Here is an 18,380-nt window from a genome sequence, read left to right as displayed (position 1 = left end):
TTTCGTCGCCCCGGGCCCGCGACCTGGCGTGAGTTCCGCGAACGGTGCACAAGTGGTTCGGTGGGCGGCATGTGGAGGAGCCGGCCGCCACGGCGTGCGCAGGAGAAGTCAACCTGGGCCGGGCGTCCACGCGAATCCGTCCTGCGGAGGGCGGTTCATCCTGCGGAGCGCAGTCTCGAACCCCGGTCACCGCACGTCATGCACGAAGAGCCCGGCACCGCGGCTCCCTAGAATCGAGCCATGTCCCACACCGCGCAGCCCCATGTCGTCCTGCCCCGGGAGATCCTGCCCGCCGACGGTCGCTTCGGGTGCGGCCCGGCGAAGGTGATCCCCGCCCACCTCGAGGCGCTCGCGGGTCGCGGGGCGGCCCTCGTGGGCACGTCGCACCGGCAGGCGCCGGTCAAGGATCTCGTCGGGCACGTGCGCGCGGGGCTGCGCGAGCTCTTCCGCACGCCGGAGGGGTATGAGGTGATCCTCGGCAACGGCGGGTCGACCGCCTTCTGGGACGCCGCCGCGTTCGGGCTCATCGACAAGCGCAGCCAGCACCTCGTGTTCGGCGAGTTCGGGGGCAAGTTCGCCAAAGCCGCGAAGGCGCCGTGGCTGGAGGCTCCCGACGTCCGCGAGGTCGCCGCGGGCACGAGCACCACGCCCGAGCCGGTGGAGGGCGTCGACGTCTACGCCTGGCCGCACAACGAGACGTCCACCGGCGTGGCCGCGCCGGTGCGCCGCGTGCACGGCGACGAAGGATCCCTCACGGTCATCGATGCGACGAGCGCGGCGGGCGGCATCGACTTCTCGGCACATGAGGCCGACGTCTACTACTTCGCGCCCCAGAAGAACCTCGGGTCCGACGGCGGCCTGTGGTTCGCCCTGGTCTCGCCCGCCGCGATCGAGCGGATCGAGCGGGTCGCGGCATCCGGCCGGTACATCCCGGAATTCCTCAGCATGAAGCAGGCGCTCGACAACTCGCGCCTGAACCAGACCCTCAACACCCCGGCGCTCACGACGCTGTTCCTCCTGAACGAGCAGCTCGCGTGGATCAACTCCAGCGGAGGGCTGCAGTGGGCCGACGCCCGCACGCGCGAGTCGTCCCAGGCCCTGTACGACTGGGCCGAGGCTTCCGCGTTCGCGACGCCCTTCGTCGCCGACCCCGCCGACCGCTCCCCCGTCGTCGTGACCGTCGATTTCGATGAGTCGGTGGATGCCGCGGCGGTGGCGAAGAGCCTGCGTGCCAACGGCATCGTCGACACCGAGCCGTATCGCAAGCTCGGCCGCAACCAGCTGCGCATCGCGACGTTCGTGTCGATCGAGCCGGACGACGTGCGCCAGCTCATCCGCTGCATCGACTACACGGTCGAGCGGCTCGGCTGATCCGCCGGGATCGAGCGGATGCCTCGAACGAGGTGCCCGCTGGATCTCAGGCCGGCGCGCTCGAGGCGGGCTCGGCGAGAGGCGAGGGCTGCGGGGCGAGCACCGCCGACACGATCGCCTCGATGGCGAACTCCGACGCGCGCGCCAGGTCGACCTCGTCGGGAGCGAGCAGCCACTGCACCTGCAGGCCGTCCATGACCGCGAGGATGCTGGCGGAGGCGAGGCCCACCGTCGCGGGCTCGGTGACGCCGTGCTCGGCGCACACGACCTGGAACGCGTGGGCCACCTCGGACCGGAGGGTCCGGTAGCGCTTGTCGAAGAACTCGCGCCCGGGGTGCGCGTCGGTGACCGATTCGGCCGACAGGACGGCATACGCCTGGACGATGCCGGCGCGGTGCGCGTTGACGAATGCGGTGCGCACCAGGTGACGGAAGAGGGCGATGCCGTCGGGGATGTGCTTCTCTTCGAGATCCGCGACGTCGGTCTCGTCGCGGTGCTGCAGCACCTCGAGGAGCAGCTGCTCCTTCGAGCCGAAGTGGTGGAGGATCCCGGCGTGCGTCATCCCCACCTGATCGGCGATCTCCTGGAGGGTGCCGCCGGTGAAGCCCTTGCTGCCGAAGATCTCCACCGCCGCATCGAGGATGTCGCGCCGGCGGGCGAGGGTCTCGGGTCGCGAACGCGGCTGTCGTCGCTGACCAGTCATGGCCGCCCCCTTCTCATGCGCGTCTCCGGGCGTGAACCGGCGCCTGCGAGTTTATCCGCAGGCCTTCTCCGCCCCGCGGATGAAGCATAGTTGCAAAGATTACTTACTTGATTGTAAGTTGATCCGGCAATCACCCTGACGCCGTCGTCACCCCCGGGAGACACGATGTCGTGCACACATTCCAAGGAGAAGCAATGAGGCTCAGAACATCCCTCGCCGCCGTCGGTGTCGCGGCGGCGCTGGTGCTCACCGGCTGTGCCGGTGGCGGCGACGACTCCGGCACGTCCGGCGCGGCACTCACCATCGCGAAGCCCGACGGGGCGATCACCACCGAGTCGAACAACCCGTACCTGGGCGACTCGTCCGCCTCGAAGTACGCCTACGGCAAGGTCATCTTCGAGTCGCTCGCACTCGTCAACCCGACCGGCGACCTCGGCACAACGCCGTGGCTGGCCGAGTCCGTGACGTGGAACGACGACTACACGCAGCTCACCGCCGTCGCCCGCAGCGGCGTCAAATGGAGCGACGGCGAGGACTTCACCGCCGATGACATCGCGTTCTCGTTCAACCAGGTGCTCGACGGCAAGCTCAACGACACGAACGCGCTGGACCTCAAGAGCGTGAGCGTCGACGGCGACACCGTCACCATCGACTTCAACAGCTCGAAGTACACGCAGCAGGCTCGCGTGCTGCACTTCCAGATCGTGCCCGAGCACATCTGGAAGGACATCGAAGACCCCAACACCGACCCGCTCACGGGCGAGGGCCAGGTCGTCGGCACCGGCCCGTACGTGCTCGACTCCTGGACGACCGAGTCCGTCACCCTCACGGCGAACCCCGACTACTGGGGCGGAGAGCTTGCCGTTCCCGAGCTGCACTACGTCTCGTACGGCGACAACGCGGCCCTCACGACGGCGCTCGCGACCGGCGAGGCGGACTGGGCGCAGGCCTTCATCCCGCAGATCGAGGACAGCTACCTGTCGGCCGACCCCGACAACCAGTTCCTCGTCTCCCCCACCGCGGGAGCGGGAACGCTCTTCATGAACCTGCAGACCAAGCCGTTCAACGACCCGGCGCTGCGCCAGGCCCTCGCCTGGACGATCGACCGACAGGCCTACGTCGACATCGCCCGTGAGGGCGCGAGCGAGGCGGTGTGGAGCGTGACCGGACTCGGCGCGCTGCTGGAGGACGAGGTCATCCCCGCCTATGCCGGGCAGAACTACTCGGTCGACATCGACAAGGCCCGTCAGATCCTCACCGACGCCGGCTACACGTGGGACGGCGAGACGCTCATCGACCCTGACGGCGAGGCGGTCACGTTCTCGATCTCCGTGCCCGCGGGCTGGAGCGACTGGAACACCGAGCAGGCGCTCATCGCCGAGGAGCTCAAGGAGGGCCTCGGCATCGACGTCAAGATCGACCAGCCGGACTGGGGCGGCTGGGACGCGGCTCGCCAGGAGGGCACCTTCCAGGCGATCATCCACTGGCTCGAGGACACCGGCAACGCGTACGGCCTGTACACGTCGACGATGGACCCGAAGTGGATCGTCGACGGCAAGGCGGCGTTCAACTTCGGCCGCTTCGACGATCCCGTGGTCACAGACGCGCTGAACACCTACGCGAACGCGTCGTCGGACGCCGACCGCCAGGCCGCGCTCGAGGTGATGCAGACGGCCTTCGTCGAGAACGTGCCGGCGATCCCCCTCGGAGCGCACCCGCTCCTGGGCGAGTTCAACACCCGCAACTACGTCGGATGGCCGTCGGAGGAGGACCAGTACGCGTCCGCCGATCCGACCCAGCCCGCGATCGTGCAGATCCTCACGAAGCTGCAGCCCGCCGATTGACGCACCGCAGGCGGGACGGATGCTGCGGCATCCGTCCCGCCCGCATCAGCACAGTTGCTGCGGCATCCGTCCCGCCCGCACATCGTCCTCACGAAAGCGAACCAGCACCGATGAGAGATCCGCTGCTCTCCGTCCACGACCTCTCCATCGTCTACGACGTCGATCCCCCCGTCCGCGCGGTCAGGAACGTCACCCTCGAGCTCGAGCGCGGCGAGATCCTCGGACTCGCCGGCGAGTCCGGGTGCGGCAAGACCACGCTCGCCTACGGCATCCAGCGCCTGCTCAAGCCGCCGGCCGTGATCACGACCGGTTCGGTCGTCTTCCACGACGCGTCCGGCGAGGACGTCGACCTCAACGGCCTCGAGGCCGAGGAGATGCGTCGCTTCCGCTGGGACAAGATCTCGATGGTGTTCCAGGGCGCGATGAACTCGCTCAATCCGGTCGCCACGATCGGCTCTCAGCTCGAGGACGTCTTCGAGGTCCACCGCCCCGACCTCTCGCGCCCGCAACGGCGTGCCGCCGTCGCCGAGCTGCTCGAGCTCGTCAAGGTCGGCGCGCAGCGCTCCCGCACCTATCCGCACGAGCTGTCGGGCGGCATGCGTCAGCGCGTCATGATCGCCATGGCGCTCGCCCTCCGGCCGCAGCTCATGGTGATGGACGAGCCCACCACCGCCCTCGATGTGCTCGTGCAGCGCGAGATCCTCCGCCAGATCTCGCACCTGCGTCGCGAGTTCGGGTTCTCGGTGATCTTCATCACCCACGACCTTCCGCTCCTGCTCGAGATCAGCGACCGCATCGCGATCATGCGCGAGGGCGAGATCATCGAGCTCGACACCGCAGAGCGCATCTGGACCGACCCGCGGAGCGACTACACGCGCACGCTCCTCGCCTCGTTCCCACGACTCACCGGAGCGAGGGGGGTGGTCCACCGATGACCGTCCTCGAATTCGACGCCGTCACCAAGGTGTACTCCCTGCGGGGTGCCGGCCAGATCAAGGCCCTCGACGATGTGAGCTTCACGCTCCGCTCCGGCCAGACGATCGGCCTCGTCGGCCAGTCCGGCAGCGGCAAGTCGACAATCGCGAAGATCCTCACGCAGCTCGAGTGGCCCACGAGCGGCGAGGTCCGTCTCGACGGCGAGCCGATCCCCCGCCGCGGCAAGGGCCTTCGCGCGTACCGCCAGCAGCTGCGCATGGTCTTCCAGGACCCGTTCGCGTCGCTCAACCCGTACCACTCCATCCGCTACGCGATCCAGCGGCCGCTCCAGCTCGACCGCGTCGTGCCGAAGGACCAGCTCGACGACGAAGTGCGCCGCCTGCTGAACCGGGTCCGCCTCGACGCCGACGCGGTGATCGACCGCCGGCCGCACGAGCTCTCAGGCGGTCAGCGCCAGCGCGTCGCGATCGCCCGGGCGCTGGCATCGCGCCCCAACCTGCTCGTCGCCGACGAGCCCGTCTCGATGCTCGACGTGTCGATCCGCCTCGGGGTGCTCAACCTGCTCGCAGAACTCCAGCGCGACGAGGGACTGGGCGTGCTGTACATCACGCACGACCTCGCCACGGCCCGGCACTTCAGCGACGAGATCCTCGTGCTCAATCAGGGGCGGGTCGTCGAACGCGGTCCCGCCGACGACGTGATCCTGCATCCTCAGAACCCGTACACCCAAGAGCTGCGCGCCGCATCGCCCGATCCGGACACCTACTTCGCGCACGCAGCAGGCATCCTCGGAGGTGAGAAGTGAGCGCTGTCGCTCCCCAGCTCCCGGCCCCCGACTTCGACGCGGTCGAGGCGGGCACGACGGCGACCGGCGTCGTCAAGGCCCGCGTGCGCATCCCGTGGCGCTTCCTCGGCAACCGCGCCCTGTTCTATCTGTTCACCCTCTGGGCCGCGATCACGATCAACTTCTTCCTGCCGCGACTGATGAAGGGCGACGCGGTGACGGCGTATCTCGCCCGCAACCGCAACGTGACGCCCGAGGCTGCCGAGGCGCTGCGCGCGCTGCTGGGGCTCGACACCGACACGTCGCTGTGGCAGCAGTACCTCGACTACTGGAGCCTGCTCCTTCGCGGCGACCTCGGGATCTCGCTGCTGCACGGCATGCGGCCGGTGACCGAGGTGGTCGGCCAGTCGCTGATCTGGACGGTGGGCCTCGTCGGCTTCGCGACGCTCGTCGCGTTCGCGATCGGCACCATCGGCGGCGCGATCGTCGGCTGGCGCCGCGGCAGCCGGCTCGACGCCCTCATCCCGATCACCACCTTCCTCAGCACGATCCCCTACTTCTGGCTCGGCCTGGTCGCCATCTCGGTCTTCTCGGTGACGCTGGGCTGGTTCCCGATCGGCAAGGCCTACGGCGTCGGGGTGACCCCGGAGTGGTCGTGGGAGTTCGTGGGAGACGTCATCCACCACGGCTTCCTGCCTGCGGCGACGATCATCATCGCGTCGCTCGGCGGCTGGATGCTCGGCATGCGCAACATGATGCTCACGGTGCTCGACGAGGACTACGTCATGGTCGCGCAGGCCAAGGGCATGCCGAACCGCCGCGTCCTCTGGCGCTACGCCGCGCGCAACGCCGTGCTGCCGCAGATCCAGAGCTTCGCGCTGGCGCTCGGATTCATCGTCGGCGGCACGATCGTGATGGAGGTGGTGTTCAGCTACCCCGGCGTCGGCAAGCTGCTGCTCGACGCCACCAACGCGAAGGACTACGCGCTCATGCAGGGCGTGTTCCTCGTGCTCACGATCTCGGTCCTCGTGGCGAACCTCCTGGCCGACATCGCCTACGCATTCCTCGACCCGCGCACGCGCCAGACGGAGGCCTGAGCATGGACACGATCGTCACCGACAGCACGGCGCAGCGCTCCGCGAACACGCCCGCGACCGCCACGATCCGGGGCACCGGCCCGTCCGGCGGAACGGGCGCGCCCAAGAAGCCGGGCTTCTGGTCGAAGCTGGGCTCTGCGTTCGCGATGTTCGGCAACAGGAAGTCGATCGCGGGCCTGTCGATCCTCGGGTTCTTCGTGCTCGTCGCGATCCTCGCCGACGTGCTCGCCCCCTACTCGCCGACGAAGGTCGACAACACGGCGCGCTTCCAGCCGCCGTCGGCCGCGCACTGGCTGGGCACCACCCACATCGGCGAGGACGTGCTGAGCCAGGTCATCCACGGCACCCGCGGCGTCATCGTGGTGGGCTTCCTCGCGGCGATCATCGCCACGGTCCTCGCCATCGTCGTCGGCGTCACGTCGGGCTACCTCCGTGGGTGGCGCAGCGAGGGTCTGTCGGCGCTCACCAACGTGTTCCTCGTGATCCCCGGCATCCCGCTCATCATCATCGTGGCGTCGATGTTCGAGGACCCGCCCCTCATCCTGGTCGCGGGAGTGCTGGGCCTCATCGGGTGGGCGTGGGGCGCGCGCGTGCTCCGCGCGCAGACGATGTCTCTGCGCAGCCGCGACTTCGTGCTGGCCGCGCGTGCCAACGGCGAGCCGCTGCACCGCATCATCACCGTCGAGATGCTCCCGAACCTCATGGCACTCATCGCCGCGAGCTTCGTCGGCACGGTGACGGCGGCGATCATCGGCCTCACCACCCTGTCGTACATCGGCATCATCCCGGTCACCACGTACAACTGGGGCACGATCCTCAACTGGGCGAGCGCCCAGGGCGCGTTCCGCCAGGGTCAGTGGTGGTGGTTCCTGCCTCCGGGCCTGTGCATCGCCGCGATCGGCGTCGCGCTGTCACTCATCAACTTCGGCATCGACGAGTACGTCAACCCGCGTCTGCGGTCCGCCGGCGAGCGCGCCCGCGCGATGAAGAAGAAGGGCATGAACGTGAACGACACCGTCACGGCCGTGCGCACGAACGCGAAGACCCAGGAGAACGCGTGACCCCCACCCTCCCCTACCTCGATCCGTCGCTGTCCGTCGCCGACAGGATCGCCGACCTCCTCGGCCGCATGACGGTCGAGGAGAAGATCGGCCAGATGCTGCAGCTCGACGCGCGCGACGACCTCGAGGAGCAGGTGCTGCGCATGCATGCGGGCTCGATCCTGCACGCGTCACCCGAGCGGGTGCTGCACGCCCGTGAGCTGACGCTGCAGACGCGGCTCGGCATCCCCCTGCTCGTCGCCGAGGACTGCATCCACGGCCACGCGTTCTGGGAGGGCGCCACGGTGTTCCCGACGCAGCTCGGCATGGCCGCATCCTGGGATGCCGACCTCGTCGAGCGCGTGGCCCGAACCACCGCGGTCGAGGTGTCGGCCACCGGCATCCACTGGACGTTCTCGCCCGTGCTGTGCATCGCGCGCGACCTGCGCTGGGGGCGCGTGGACGAGACGTTCGGCGAGGATCCGTTCCTCATCGGCGAGCTGGCCTCCGCGATGGTGCGCGGCTATCAGGGTGCCGGGCCCGACGATCCGACCGCGATCCTCGCGACCGCGAAGCACTTCGCCGGCTACTCCGAGACGCAGGGCGGCCGCGACGCGAGCGAGGCCGACATGTCGCAGCGCAAGCTCCGCTCGTGGTTCCTGCCTCCGTTCGAACGCGTGGCGAAGGAGGGTTGCCGCACCTTCATGCTCGGCTACCAGTCCATCGACGGCGTGCCGATCACGGTCAACGACTGGCTCCTGAACGACGTGCTGCGCGGCGAGTGGGGATACACCGGCACGCTCATCACGGACTGGGACAACGTCGGGCGCATGGTGTGGGAGCAGCGCGTGCAGCCCGACTACGCCCATGCCGCCGCGGCCGCGGTCGCCGCCGGCAACGACATGGTGATGACCACGCCGGGCTTCTTCGACGGTGCCCGTGAAGCGCTCGAGCAGGGGCTCGTGACCGAGGAGGCGCTGGACCGCGCGGTGACGCGCATCCTGCTGCTGAAGTTCGAGCTCGGGCTCTTCGAGGACCCGCGCCTGCCCGACGCGGCACGCATCCGCGAGCAGGTCGCGGCGCCCGGTCACACCCGATTGAATCTCGAGACGGCACGGCGCTCGCTGGTGCTGCTGCGCAACGACGGCACGCTCCCGCTGGCGGGAGGTCTGGTCCCGGATGCCGCGGGCCGTGCGCTTCCCGCCGCCACCGGTCCGCGGCGGGTCGCCGTCGTCGGTCCGCTCGCCGACGACGCGCAGACGCAGCTCGGCGACTGGGCCGGGTCGTCGGGACAGGTGGACTGGATGCCCGACGGTCACCCGCGCGCGATGATCACGACGGTGCTCGACGGCCTGCGCGCCCATGCTCCGGCGGACTGGACCATCGAGCACGCGCGGGGCGCCGGCATCCTGACCCTCGAACCGGACCCGGCCGGCGCGTTCTTCCCCGACGGCCAGCCGCGACCGCAGGTGGTCGTGCCGGCACCGCCCGACGCCGCCCTGATCGGCGAGGCCGTCGCGGCGGCCGAGCGGGCGGACTACGTCGTGGCCGTCGTGGGCGACCGCATCGAGGTCGTCGGCGAGGGCCGTTCGACCGCGACGCTCGAGCTCCTCGGGGGCCAGCGGGCTCTCCTCGAGGCGCTGGCGGCGACCGGCAAGCCGATGATCGTCGTGCTGCTCGCGTCGAAGCCGCACGTGCTGCCGCATGCGGTGACGGATGCCGCAGCCCTCGTGTGGGCGGCCAACCCCGGCATGCGCGGCGGGCAGGCCATCGCGGAGCTGCTGCTGGGCCTCATCGAGCCGGTCGGGCGTCTTCCGATCTCGTTCGCACGGCACGCGGGCCAGCTGCCGGTCTACTACAACCAGATCCGCGGACAGCACGGCGACAGGTACGCCGACCTCACGCAGAGTCCCGCATTCGCCTTCGGCGAGGGGCTGAGTTACTCGACCGTCGAGTACACCGGCCTGGAACTCGTCGACGACGTGCTCGACGAGGATGACGTCGTGCGTGCCCGGGTGTCGGTGCGCAACACCGGCAGACGACCGGCGCACGAGGTCGTGCAGGTGTACGTGCGCGACAGCGTGACGTCGGTCAGCTGGGCCGACAAGGAGCTCAAGGCGTACCGGCACGTCGACGTGCAGCCGGGCGAGACCGCGGAGGTCGAGGTGACGCTCCCCATCGCGGACTGCACGATCGTGGATGCCGCGGGCCGCCGCGTCGTCGAGCCCGGCGAGTTCGAGCTGCTCGTGGGACCGTCCTCACGCGACGACGCGCTGCTGAGCGCGCGCTTCGTGGTCCCCGCAGCCGCACCGTCCGTCGTGGGAGCCCCCGGAGCCGCCGCCGAGCGCGGCTGAGCGGCTCAGCGCGGCGCGGTCCCGGCGGACGCGTCAGTCGTCTTCTTCGTCGTCGGAGTCGTCGTCGGAGTCGTCTTCTTCGTCGTCGGAGTCGTCTTCTTCGTCGTCGGAGTCGTCTTCGTCGTCGTCATCGTCTTCGTCGAAGTCGAGGTCGTCGTCTTCTTCGTCGAGGTCGTCGTCGTCTTCTTCGTCGTCGAGATCGTCGTCGTCCGAATCGTCGTCCGCGTCGTCGTCGAGATCCTCGTCGTCAGATGCTCCGTCGAGCTCGTCGATGTCGACGCCGTCGACGTCGCCGGCGTGCAGGATCGGCGAGCCGTCGTCGTCGAAATCGGCGGCGTCGAGGTCGTCGACGTCATCGAGATCGTCCTCGGCGTCGAGAACGTCGACGGCGTCCTCGTCGCCCTCGGCGGTGGAGCGCGCGGCCTCTGCGAGGGCCGCCTGCGCCGCGTGATACTCGGCCAGCCGGACCGCCCACGGCACCCAGTCGGGCGCCAGCAGCGCGCCGTCGCCCGGCAGCAGCTCGACCTCGAGGACGGTCGGCTCAGCGCCCTCGACGCGAGCGAGGCTCACGGTCCAATACCAGCCGGGGTAGCCGGCGAGGCGGTTGGCGAAGCGCAGCGACACCACGCCGTCCGCCTCCACCCGATATCCCGCGGGGTTGCCGATCGTCGACTCCGGCGTGATCTCGCGCAGTGCCGCGAGCGCGAGGTCGTGCGCCTCGAGCAGCGCGGGGTCGGGCAGCACCTCAGGCGCCACCTCGCCGACGGCCTCGGGCACGTCGACGTCCTCGCCGGACTCGGCGGGATCAGGCGTCGAGTTCATCGGCCACCTTGCGCAGCACCGCGGCGACCTTCTTGGCGTGCGAGCCGCTGGGGTAGCGGCCGCGGCGCAGGTCGCCGCCGATGCCGTCGAGCAGCTTCACGAGGTCCTCGACGATGATCGCCATGTCGTCGGCGGGCTTGCGGGAGCGCTTCGCGAGACTCACCGGCGCCTCGAGGACGCGGACCGACAGCGCCTGCGGGCCGCGCTTGCCCTCCGCGATGCCGAACTCGAGCCGCGTGCCCGCCTTGGGCGGGGGTGTGCCGGCGGGCAGGGCGGTGGCGTGCAGGAAGACGTCCTGGCCTTCATCGGAGGTGATGAAGCCGAACCCCTTCTCCTCGTCGTAGAACCTGACCTTGCCGGTGGGCATCGGAACCTCGCTGAAAACGGCGCCGCGCGAATCATCGCGGGCGAAACAGAGCATGACGAACGCGGAGACATCGTCCGTCCCCACGCCAGTAGCCTACCGTCACGCCGCACCCCGCACGCCGCCGAGCCGCACCTGCGCGGCGCCAGGCGGCGACCGGCGAGTAGGCTGGAGCGGATGAGCACGAACACCTCCGGCGATGTACCGGTCCGCCGCATCGATCGCATCCTCGCTTTCATGTCGCTGGGCCTGCTCGTGCTCTCGATCGTGTGCTTCTTCGCGATCATGATCGGCACCGCGTCGGGCGCCGACATGCAGACCGGCATCTGGGTCTTCATCGGCGTGCTCGTCTACATCGCGCCGATCGTGGCGTTCGTCCTCATGCTCACGGTGCTGATCATGAGCTTCGCGCGAAGGGCGCGGGCCAACCGCGGGGGCTGAACCGCTTGGTCTCCGACGCGCGCGCCCTCGCGACGTGGCTCGCCGCTCGCGGCGATGCCGCGCTCGCCGAGACGCTCGCGGCCCGCGGCGTCTCTCCGCAGGCCGGGTGGCATGACTTCTTCGATGCGGCCGAGGGTCTGCTCGATCCGTCGTCGCTCGATCGGGCGCTGACGCGGCTCGAGCGCCGCGAGCTCGCCGCCCTCGCCGTCGGCGCGGCGACGCCGGACGGGCCTGCGATGAGGCTCGGGCTCGTCGATGACGACGGTCGGCCGTTCGGCGCCGTGGCCGACCGGATCGCGCTCACGGCGACCGCCCGCCCGGAGGCGTTCGTGCCTGCCGCCGGCGCCCCCTCCGCCCCGCGTGCCGCCGCTCCGGTGGAGGCCGCTGCGGCCGCCGAGCGCGCGTTCACGACCGCGGGGTCGCTCGCCGACGTGCTGCTCACGTGCCTGCACAGCCCGCTCGCGCGCACCGGTGCGGGTTCCGTCAGCGCCGTGGACCGCCGCCGTCTCGCCGAGGCCGGCGCGATCGCGGCGGTCGACGATCTCGAAGACCTGCTGTCGTCCGGAGCCGCCGCCGGGCTGGCCGTCGCGCACGACCGCGAGTGGGTCGTCACGAGCGCGGGCGAGTCGTGGCTCGAGACCTCGACACCGCGGCGGTGGGCCGTGATCGCCGAGGGGTTCCGGGCGGCCCTGCCCAGCGGCATCCGCACCTCCGAAGGCGGGTTCGCCGCACCCTCGACCTGGGCTGACGCGTACCCCCTCGACGACGAGTGGCCCATGCGCGCGGCGCGCCTTCGGCGTATCGGCGTGCTGTGGGGTCTGTTCGGCGACGATGACGCCGAGTTCGCCTGGACGGCGGCGCTCCGCGCGGGTGACACGGCGGATGCCGCGACCATGGCGCCGTATCTTCCCACCGAGATCGACCGGGTCTATCTGCAGGCCGACCTCACCGCGATCGCGCCCGGTCCGCTCGCGCCCGCGCTCGACCTGCGGCTGCGTTCGCTGGCGGTGCGCGAGTCGCGGGCACAGGCATCCACCTACCGCTTCACCGCCGCCTCGCTCGGTGCCGGCATGACGGAGGGCGAGACGGCGGCGTCGGTGCGCGAGTTCCTGTCGGCGCTGTCCCTCACCGGCATCCCGCAGCCCCTCGAGTACCTCATCGAGAGCACGGCCGCCCGGCACGGACTGGTGCGCGTGCGCAGCGACAGCGCCACCGGGCGCACCCGGGTGGAGAGCCCCGACGCGAGCCTGCTCGACGCCATCGCCATCGACCAGGCGCTGCGACCGCTCGGGCTCCTGGCCGACGGGCACGACCTCGTCTCGCGCGTCACCCGCGACGCCGTGTACTGGTCGCTCGCGGACGCGCGCTACCCCGTCGTCGCGCTCGACGAGTCGGGAGCACCAGAGTCGGTGCACCGCCGCACCACCGCGGCCGTCTCCGAGCCGACCGCCACTCCCATCGAGACGTACGCGCGCCTGCTCGCGACGCTGCGCAGCGGTCACGGCACCGAGGGAGAGTCCGGCTGGCTCGAGCGAGAGCTCGAGCAGGCCGTGCGCGCACGCTCCGAGATCGTCGTGGTGGTGCGAATGCCCGACGGCACGGAGCGTTCGTTCACGCTCGAGGCGTCCGGCCTCGGCGGCGGGCGCCTGCGCGGCCGCGACCGCGCCGCCGACATCGAGCGCACGCTGCCCGTCTCGAGCATCGTGAGCGTGCACGCCGGGTGACGCCGTCCGGACGACGGCGCCGGACCGCCGGCACCCCCGGTAGACTGGCACGTTATGGCTGACGGCCCCCTCATCGTCCAGAGCGATCGCACCGTGCTGCTCGAGGTCGCGCATCCCGACGCCGAGAGCGCGCGCCACGAGCTCGCGATCTTCGCCGAGCTGGAGCGCGCGCCCGAGCACATCCACACGTACCGCATCACGCGGCTGGGATTGTGGAACGCGCGCGCGGCCGGGCACGACGCCGACGACATGCTCGCCACCCTCGAGCGCTGGTCGCGGTTCCCGGTGCCGCCCTCGGTGTCGATCGACATCGCCGAGACCGTCGGCCGATACGGACGCCTGGTCATCGAGCGGAACGAGGACGGCGAGCTGATCCTGCGGTCGACGGATGCCGCGGTGCTGGCCGAGGTGTCGAAGAACAAGCGCATCCAGCCCCTCCTCGTGGGCCACCCCTCCCCCGGTGTCTTCGTGGTCGACGCCTGGGCCCGCGGCCACATCAAGCAGGAGCTGCTGAAGATCGGCTGGCCGGCCGAGGACCTCGCCGGCTACACGCCGGGCACACCGCACCCGATCGACCTCGCCGAGAACGGGTGGCACCTGCGTCCGTACCAGCGCCAGGCCGTCGAGACCTTCACCGAGGGCGGCTCAGGCGTCGTCGTGCTGCCGTGCGGCGCGGGCAAGACGCTCGTCGGTGCGGGGGCGATGGCCGAGACCAAGACGACGACCCTCATCCTCGTCACGAACACCGTGAGCGCCCGGCAGTGGCGCGACGAGCTGCTCAAGCGCACGTCGCTCACCCCTGAGGAGATCGGCGAGTACTCCGGCCAGGCCAAGGAGATCAAGCCGGTCACCATCGCGACGTATCAGATCCTCACGGCGAAGCGGAAGGGCGAGTACGCGCACCTGGCGCTGCTCGACGCTCTGGACTGGGGCCTCATCGTGTATGACGAGGTGCACCTGCTGCCGGCGCCGGTGTTCAAGCTCACCGCCGACCTGCAGGCGCGGCGCCGTCTCGGGCTCACCGCGACCCTGGTGCGCGAGGACGGCCGCGAGGGCGACGTGTTCAGCCTCATCGGGCCCAAGCGGTTCGACGCGCCGTGGAAGGAGATCGAGGCGCAGGGCTTCATCTCGCCGGCCGTCTGCTACGAGGTGCGCGTGGACCTCCCGGCGGGCGACCGCCTCGAGTACGCCGCGGCCGCCGACGACGAGCGGTACCGGCTCGCGGCGACCGCACCCGCGAAGATCGGCGTGGTGCGCCGCCTCGTCGAGAGGCATGAGGGCGAGCGGATCCTCATCATCGGCCAGTACCTCGACCAGATCGACGTGCTCGCCGAGGCCCTGAACGCGCCGAAGATCACGGGCCAGACGCCCGTCGACGAGCGCGAGGAGCTCTACCAGGCGTTCCGCGTGGGCGAGATCTCGGTGCTCGTGGTGTCGAAGGTCGCGAACTTCTCGATCGATCTGCCCGAGGCATCCGTCGCCATCCAGGTCTCGGGATCGTTCGGCTCACGCCAGGAGGAAGCGCAGCGGCTCGGACGCCTGCTGCGACCCAAGCAGTCGAATCACACCGCGAGCTTCTACACGCTCATCGCCCGCGACACCGTCGACCAGGACTTCGCCCAGAACCGCCAGCGCTTCCTCGCCGAGCAGGGGTACGCCTACACGATCTTGGACGCCCACTCCCTCGCGGCCTGACGTGCGACCGTCACTCGAGGAGGAACCGGGCGATGCGCCGCGCGACCTCGTCGGGATTGTCGTCGACGAGGAAGTGCGCTCCGCCGGGGACGAACTCCACGGTCGTGTGAGGCGCGTCTTCCGCGCTGACCTCCAGCGCGTCCTTCGGCAGCAGCGCGTCATCCGCGCCGAACAGCACGAGCGTCGGCGTGTGCAGCACGCGGCCCAGGTACGCACCCCGCACCGCCTTCATGAAGCCAGGGAGGATGAGACCGCGGTACAGCTTGGAAGCCGCCTTCGCGCGTGCGGGGTCGCGCAGCGCCTCGACGTAGGCCGCGACATCCGCATCATCCATGGGTCGACGTTCGAACCCGCGGAGCAGCCAGTGCGCGAGGCGCTGCCGTCCGCGTGACAGCAGCGCCGGCCCGAGCCCAGGAGTGGCGATGGCCCACTGGAACCACAGGTGCGGCATCGCCTTCATCATCGCGGCCATGAGCGCGCGGTTCATGCGGATGTAAGGGGCGGGGACGGCGATCGCGACGTACCTGCGGATGCGATCGGGATGCTCCAGGCACATGTCGAACCCCACGAGCGCGCTCCAGTCGTGCGCCACCAGGTCGACCCGCTCGAGGCCCAGTCCGTCCAGGAGCGCGATGATGTCGCGCGCCACCGTCGCCGTGTCGTACCCCGCCGGAGGCGCGTCGGTGCGTCCCGCGCCACGAAGGTCCGGCGCGAGCAGGTGTGCGCGCGGCGCGAGCGTCGCCATGACCCGCGCCCACTCGCGGGAGCTCTCGGGAAAGCCGTGAAGCAGCAGCACCGGGGCACCGGCGCCCTCCTCGGTCACGTGCATGCGCAACCCGTTCGCGGTGACCGTACGCGAGCGGATGCCGGTGGTCTCGGTCATGGCCCCGAGGGTACTACGTTCATAGTATTCTGTCACTACGATCATAGTGTGACTGCTACGCTCTCCGGGTGACGACGACTCGCGAACGCGCCCTCGACGCCGCGGTCGCGCTCGTCGGCGAGCAGGGCATCCGGGCGCTCACGCACGCCCGGGTCGACGAACGGGCGGGATTGCCGAAGGGGTCGACCTCGAACTGGTTCCGCACCCGCACCGCGCTGCTTTCGGGCGTGAGTCAGTGGATCGCCGAGCAGGAGACGCGCGACCTGGGGCCTGTCCTGACGCAGCGTTTCGACGACCTCGAGGGGTTCATCGACGTCTTCAGCTCGGCGGTCGAGCTTCTGACCGGTCCCCACGCGGTGCGCACGCGCGCGCGGTACGCGCTGTTCCTGGAGGCGGCGTCCGACCCCGAGCTGTTCGCGCCGCTGCGGGCACAGCGCGAAGGCATGCAGGCGTGGTCACGCCAGCTGCTCGTGACGCTGGGCGCGAAGCATCCCGACGTCGCTCTCCACGCGTTCATGGCGTTCAGCGACGGCATCGTCCTGCACCGATTGAGCGTCGACCCCGGCGCGCCGGTGCGCGAGAGCGTGGCCGTCGCCATCCGCGGCTGCCTCGCGGCGTAGCCTCGCGGGCCGCTCCGCCGGACCACGACGCCGCCGCGATCCGCCGTTGAGACCGGAGAGGTCGAGGATTCCGGCGCGCGCGGGGACCTGACGCCGCGTTCAGGCGGAGTGACGGTTCTCCCGGACGTAGCGCAGGAAGGCGAACCCTTCATCGTCGGTCAGGACCCCGGCGAGCGCGAAGCGGCGGTCCGACTCGCGCGCACCCTGCACGATGCGGCCGGCGTCGCCTCCGACGAACCGCGGCGCCAGCGTCACGCAGACCTCGTCCACCACGCCCGCTTTCAGCAGCGACCCGAACAGGTGCGGCCCGCCCTCGCACAGCACCTGACTCCAGCCGCGCCGCGCGAACTCCTCGAGCATGGCGGGCTCGTCGACGGATCCCTCGCCGCGCGCCAGCACCTCGGCCACGGGTGCCAAGAGCCCGCCGCGGGCACGGGCGGCGGCATCCGTCGTCACGACCACCGGCGGCGTGACGGCCTTCCTGAACACGTCGTCGGTCGGCTCGAGCCGCAGGCCGCCGCTCACGATCGCGAGCACCGGCTGGTCGGCGAGTCCGTGGTCGCGGCGCCATGCCACGCCCGCACCGCCGACACGGATCCCGCCGTACCCCTCGGCGCGCACCGTCCCCGCCCCCACGAGCACGACGTCGGCCATGGTACGCAGCACCTGCATGAGCGCGCGGTCCGTCTCGCCGCCAAGGGCACCGCTGCGGCCGCCGAGCGTGACGGCCCCGTCGGCGCTCTCGACGAAGTTCATGCGCACACGGGTGTGTGCGCGGTCGGGCAGCGCGTACGCCGCCAACAGCTCCTCGCGCGTGGGCATCAGTGGTTCCCCTCGGGTCTGGTGTTGTGCATCTCGTACGCCGGCTCACGCCATCCGAGGATCGCCTCGACCATGTGCAGCGCGTCGACCGTCTCACGGACGTTGTGCGCGCGCACGACGCGCGCGCCGTGCAGCGCGCAGTACACCGCTGCGGCGAGCGACCCCGCGAGCCGCTCGTCCCGGGGGCGATCGAGGGTCTCTCCGACGAAGTCCTTGTTCGACAGTGCGACGAGCAGCGGCGATCCGAGGCCGGCGAGCTCGCCGAGCCGCCGCGTCAGCTCGAGCGACTGGCGCGTGCTCTTGTTGAGGTCGTGCCCGGGGTCGAGGACGATGCGCGAGGCCGGAACGCCGCGCTCGAGCGCCACGTCGCGCCGCTCGCGAAGGAACCCTGCGACATCGCCGATCACGTCGTCGTACCGAGGAAGCGGGTGCTGCGTCCGCGGCGCCGCGAGGCTGTGGGCGATCACGACGCCGGCGCCCCCGTCCGCGATGACGCCTGCCATGCGCGGGTCGCGCAGACCCGTCGTGTCGTTCACGATCGCGGCGCCGGCGGCGATCGCCGCGCGCGCCACCTCGGGCTCGAACGTGTCGACGCTCACGCGCGTGAGCGGGGCGAGCTCACGCACGACGGGCACGACACGGGCGATCTCCTCCTCGACGGAAATCGGCGGTCCCGGCGCGAACTTCACGCCCCCGACATCCACGATGTCGGCCCCCGCCTCGACGGCGGCCACGCCTGCCGCCACCGCCGCATCGAGCGCGAACGTCGCACCGCGGTCGTAGAAGGAGTCGGGCGTGCGGTTGACGATGGCCATGACGGCCAGGTGCCGCGTGAGGTCGAGGGCGCCGCGGGGCAGCTCGAGCACGGTGGCCGGCATCG

The 18,380-nt window shown here is 70.6% G+C and carries 17 protein-coding genes; 11 read left to right on the top strand and 6 right to left on the bottom strand.

Features of this window, described 5'->3' with window-relative positions:
* Positions 1–240: 240 nt before the first annotated feature.
* Positions 241–1,371, top strand: a complete 1,131-nt coding sequence (gene serC / locus AC3ANN_RS05310; protein ID WP_488339949.1) for a phosphoserine transaminase — start codon at positions 241–243, stop codon at positions 1,369–1,371.
* A gap of 46 nt (positions 1,372–1,417) precedes the next feature.
* Here the strand turns inward: serC and AC3ANN_RS05305 are convergent, their stop codons facing one another.
* The gene (locus AC3ANN_RS05305) at positions 1,418–2,074 is read right to left on the bottom strand and encodes a TetR/AcrR family transcriptional regulator (RefSeq protein ID WP_488339948.1); all 657 of its coding nucleotides are present in this window, start codon (positions 2,072–2,074) and stop codon (positions 1,418–1,420) included.
* 194 nt (positions 2,075–2,268) lie between these two features.
* Between AC3ANN_RS05305 and AC3ANN_RS05300 the strand changes: the two genes are divergently transcribed.
* The 6 genes from AC3ANN_RS05300 to AC3ANN_RS05275 all read left to right on the top strand — a co-directional run bounded on the left by AC3ANN_RS05300 (position 2,269) and on the right by AC3ANN_RS05275 (position 10,129).
* Positions 2,269–3,918, top strand: coding sequence for an ABC transporter substrate-binding protein (locus AC3ANN_RS05300; protein WP_488339947.1), 1,650 nt, complete (start codon positions 2,269–2,271; stop codon positions 3,916–3,918).
* Positions 3,919–4,028: 110 nt separating this feature from the next.
* Positions 4,029–4,853, top strand: coding sequence for an ABC transporter ATP-binding protein (locus AC3ANN_RS05295; protein WP_488339946.1), 825 nt, complete (start codon positions 4,029–4,031; stop codon positions 4,851–4,853).
* Entirely contained in the window at positions 4,850–5,659 is an 810-nt protein-coding gene (locus AC3ANN_RS05290; RefSeq protein WP_488339945.1) for an ABC transporter ATP-binding protein, read from the top strand. Before AC3ANN_RS05295 ends, AC3ANN_RS05290 begins: the two co-directional genes overlap by 4 nt.
* The gene (locus AC3ANN_RS05285; RefSeq protein WP_488339944.1) at positions 5,656–6,735 is read left to right on the top strand and encodes an ABC transporter permease; all 1,080 of its coding nucleotides are present in this window, start codon (positions 5,656–5,658) and stop codon (positions 6,733–6,735) included. The genes AC3ANN_RS05290 and AC3ANN_RS05285 overlap by 4 nt, the downstream gene beginning before the upstream one ends.
* 2 nt (positions 6,736–6,737) lie before the next feature.
* Entirely contained in the window at positions 6,738–7,796 is a 1,059-nt protein-coding gene (locus AC3ANN_RS05280) for an ABC transporter permease (RefSeq protein ID WP_488339943.1), read from the top strand.
* Positions 7,793–10,129, top strand: a complete 2,337-nt coding sequence (locus AC3ANN_RS05275; protein ID WP_488339942.1) for an exo-beta-d-1,3/1,6-glucosidase — start codon at positions 7,793–7,795, stop codon at positions 10,127–10,129. The genes AC3ANN_RS05280 and AC3ANN_RS05275 overlap by 4 nt, the downstream gene beginning before the upstream one ends.
* A 33-nt stretch (positions 10,130–10,162) precedes the next feature.
* On the opposite strand, the gene AC3ANN_RS05270 is transcribed toward AC3ANN_RS05275, so the two are convergent.
* Positions 10,163–10,951 (bottom strand): DUF3027 domain-containing protein, encoded by a 789-nt coding sequence (locus AC3ANN_RS05270; protein ID WP_488339941.1) that lies wholly within the window; start codon positions 10,949–10,951, stop codon positions 10,163–10,165.
* Positions 10,935–11,318 carry a cold-shock protein gene (locus tag AC3ANN_RS05265; RefSeq protein WP_488340781.1) on the bottom strand — a complete coding sequence of 128 codons (384 nt, stop codon included), beginning with the start codon at positions 11,316–11,318 and terminating at the stop codon, positions 10,935–10,937. The genes AC3ANN_RS05270 and AC3ANN_RS05265 overlap by 17 nt, the downstream gene beginning before the upstream one ends.
* A 174-nt stretch (positions 11,319–11,492) precedes the next feature.
* Here AC3ANN_RS05265 and AC3ANN_RS05260 point away from each other — a divergent pair, with 174 nt between their 5' ends.
* The 3 genes from AC3ANN_RS05260 to AC3ANN_RS05250 are packed head-to-tail and all read left to right on the top strand — an operon-like array spanning position 11,493 to position 15,175.
* On the top strand, positions 11,493–11,756 hold the full coding sequence (locus tag AC3ANN_RS05260) for a multidrug ABC transporter ATPase (RefSeq protein ID WP_488339940.1): 264 nt from the start codon (positions 11,493–11,495) through the stop codon (positions 11,754–11,756).
* A gap of 5 nt (positions 11,757–11,761) precedes the next feature.
* Positions 11,762–13,480, top strand: coding sequence for a helicase-associated domain-containing protein (locus AC3ANN_RS05255; protein WP_488339939.1), 1,719 nt, complete (start codon positions 11,762–11,764; stop codon positions 13,478–13,480).
* Between the two features lie 54 nt (positions 13,481–13,534).
* Positions 13,535–15,175: a DNA repair helicase XPB gene (locus AC3ANN_RS05250; RefSeq protein ID WP_488339938.1), complete on the top strand. Its 1,641-nt coding sequence runs from the start codon at positions 13,535–13,537 to the stop codon at positions 15,173–15,175.
* Between the two features lie 10 nt (positions 15,176–15,185).
* On the opposite strand, the gene AC3ANN_RS05245 is transcribed toward AC3ANN_RS05250, so the two are convergent.
* Positions 15,186–16,058: an alpha/beta fold hydrolase gene (locus AC3ANN_RS05245; protein ID WP_488339937.1), complete on the bottom strand. Its 873-nt coding sequence runs from the start codon at positions 16,056–16,058 to the stop codon at positions 15,186–15,188.
* A gap of 68 nt (positions 16,059–16,126) precedes the next feature.
* Here AC3ANN_RS05245 and AC3ANN_RS05240 point away from each other — a divergent pair, with 68 nt between their 5' ends.
* Positions 16,127–16,678 carry a TetR/AcrR family transcriptional regulator gene (locus AC3ANN_RS05240; protein ID WP_488339936.1) on the top strand — a complete coding sequence of 184 codons (552 nt, stop codon included), beginning with the start codon at positions 16,127–16,129 and terminating at the stop codon, positions 16,676–16,678.
* Positions 16,679–16,777: 99 nt separating this feature from the next.
* On the opposite strand, the gene AC3ANN_RS05235 is transcribed toward AC3ANN_RS05240, so the two are convergent.
* Together AC3ANN_RS05235 and folP are read right to left on the bottom strand one after the other, a co-directional pair.
* Positions 16,778–17,500, bottom strand: coding sequence for a pyrimidine reductase family protein (locus AC3ANN_RS05235; RefSeq protein ID WP_488339935.1), 723 nt, complete (start codon positions 17,498–17,500; stop codon positions 16,778–16,780).
* Complete coding sequence (gene folP, locus AC3ANN_RS05230; RefSeq protein ID WP_488340780.1) at positions 17,500–18,378, bottom strand: dihydropteroate synthase; 879 nt, start codon at positions 18,376–18,378, stop codon at positions 17,500–17,502. The genes AC3ANN_RS05235 and folP overlap by 1 nt, the downstream gene beginning before the upstream one ends.
* Positions 18,379–18,380: the final 2 nt, after the last annotated feature.

This window comes from Microbacterium sp. STRO-2N (genome assembly GCF_057747775.1).
Note: the sequence above shows the minus strand (reverse complement) of the source record. Positions and strands in the feature narration are given on the sequence as shown.

Coding starts and splice junctions, on each gene's coding strand:
- serC (WP_488339949.1), top strand. CDS start 241: ATGTCCCACACCGCGCAGCCCCATGTCGTCCTGCCCCGGGAGATCCTG.
- AC3ANN_RS05305 (WP_488339948.1), bottom strand. CDS start 2,074: ATGACTGGTCAGCGACGACAGCCGCGTTCGCGACCCGAGACCCTCGCC.
- AC3ANN_RS05300 (WP_488339947.1), top strand. CDS start 2,269: ATGAGGCTCAGAACATCCCTCGCCGCCGTCGGTGTCGCGGCGGCGCTG.
- AC3ANN_RS05295 (WP_488339946.1), top strand. CDS start 4,029: ATGAGAGATCCGCTGCTCTCCGTCCACGACCTCTCCATCGTCTACGAC.
- AC3ANN_RS05290 (WP_488339945.1), top strand. CDS start 4,850: ATGACCGTCCTCGAATTCGACGCCGTCACCAAGGTGTACTCCCTGCGG.
- AC3ANN_RS05280 (WP_488339943.1), top strand. CDS start 6,738: ATGGACACGATCGTCACCGACAGCACGGCGCAGCGCTCCGCGAACACG.
- AC3ANN_RS05270 (WP_488339941.1), bottom strand. CDS start 10,951: ATGAACTCGACGCCTGATCCCGCCGAGTCCGGCGAGGACGTCGACGTG.
- AC3ANN_RS05265 (WP_488340781.1), bottom strand. CDS start 11,318: ATGCCCACCGGCAAGGTCAGGTTCTACGACGAGGAGAAGGGGTTCGGC.
- AC3ANN_RS05260 (WP_488339940.1), top strand. CDS start 11,493: ATGAGCACGAACACCTCCGGCGATGTACCGGTCCGCCGCATCGATCGC.
- AC3ANN_RS05250 (WP_488339938.1), top strand. CDS start 13,535: ATGGCTGACGGCCCCCTCATCGTCCAGAGCGATCGCACCGTGCTGCTC.
- AC3ANN_RS05245 (WP_488339937.1), bottom strand. CDS start 16,058: ATGACCGAGACCACCGGCATCCGCTCGCGTACGGTCACCGCGAACGGG.
- AC3ANN_RS05235 (WP_488339935.1), bottom strand. CDS start 17,500: ATGCCCACGCGCGAGGAGCTGTTGGCGGCGTACGCGCTGCCCGACCGC.
- folP (WP_488340780.1), bottom strand. CDS start 18,378: ATGCCGGCCACCGTGCTCGAGCTGCCCCGCGGCGCCCTCGACCTCACG.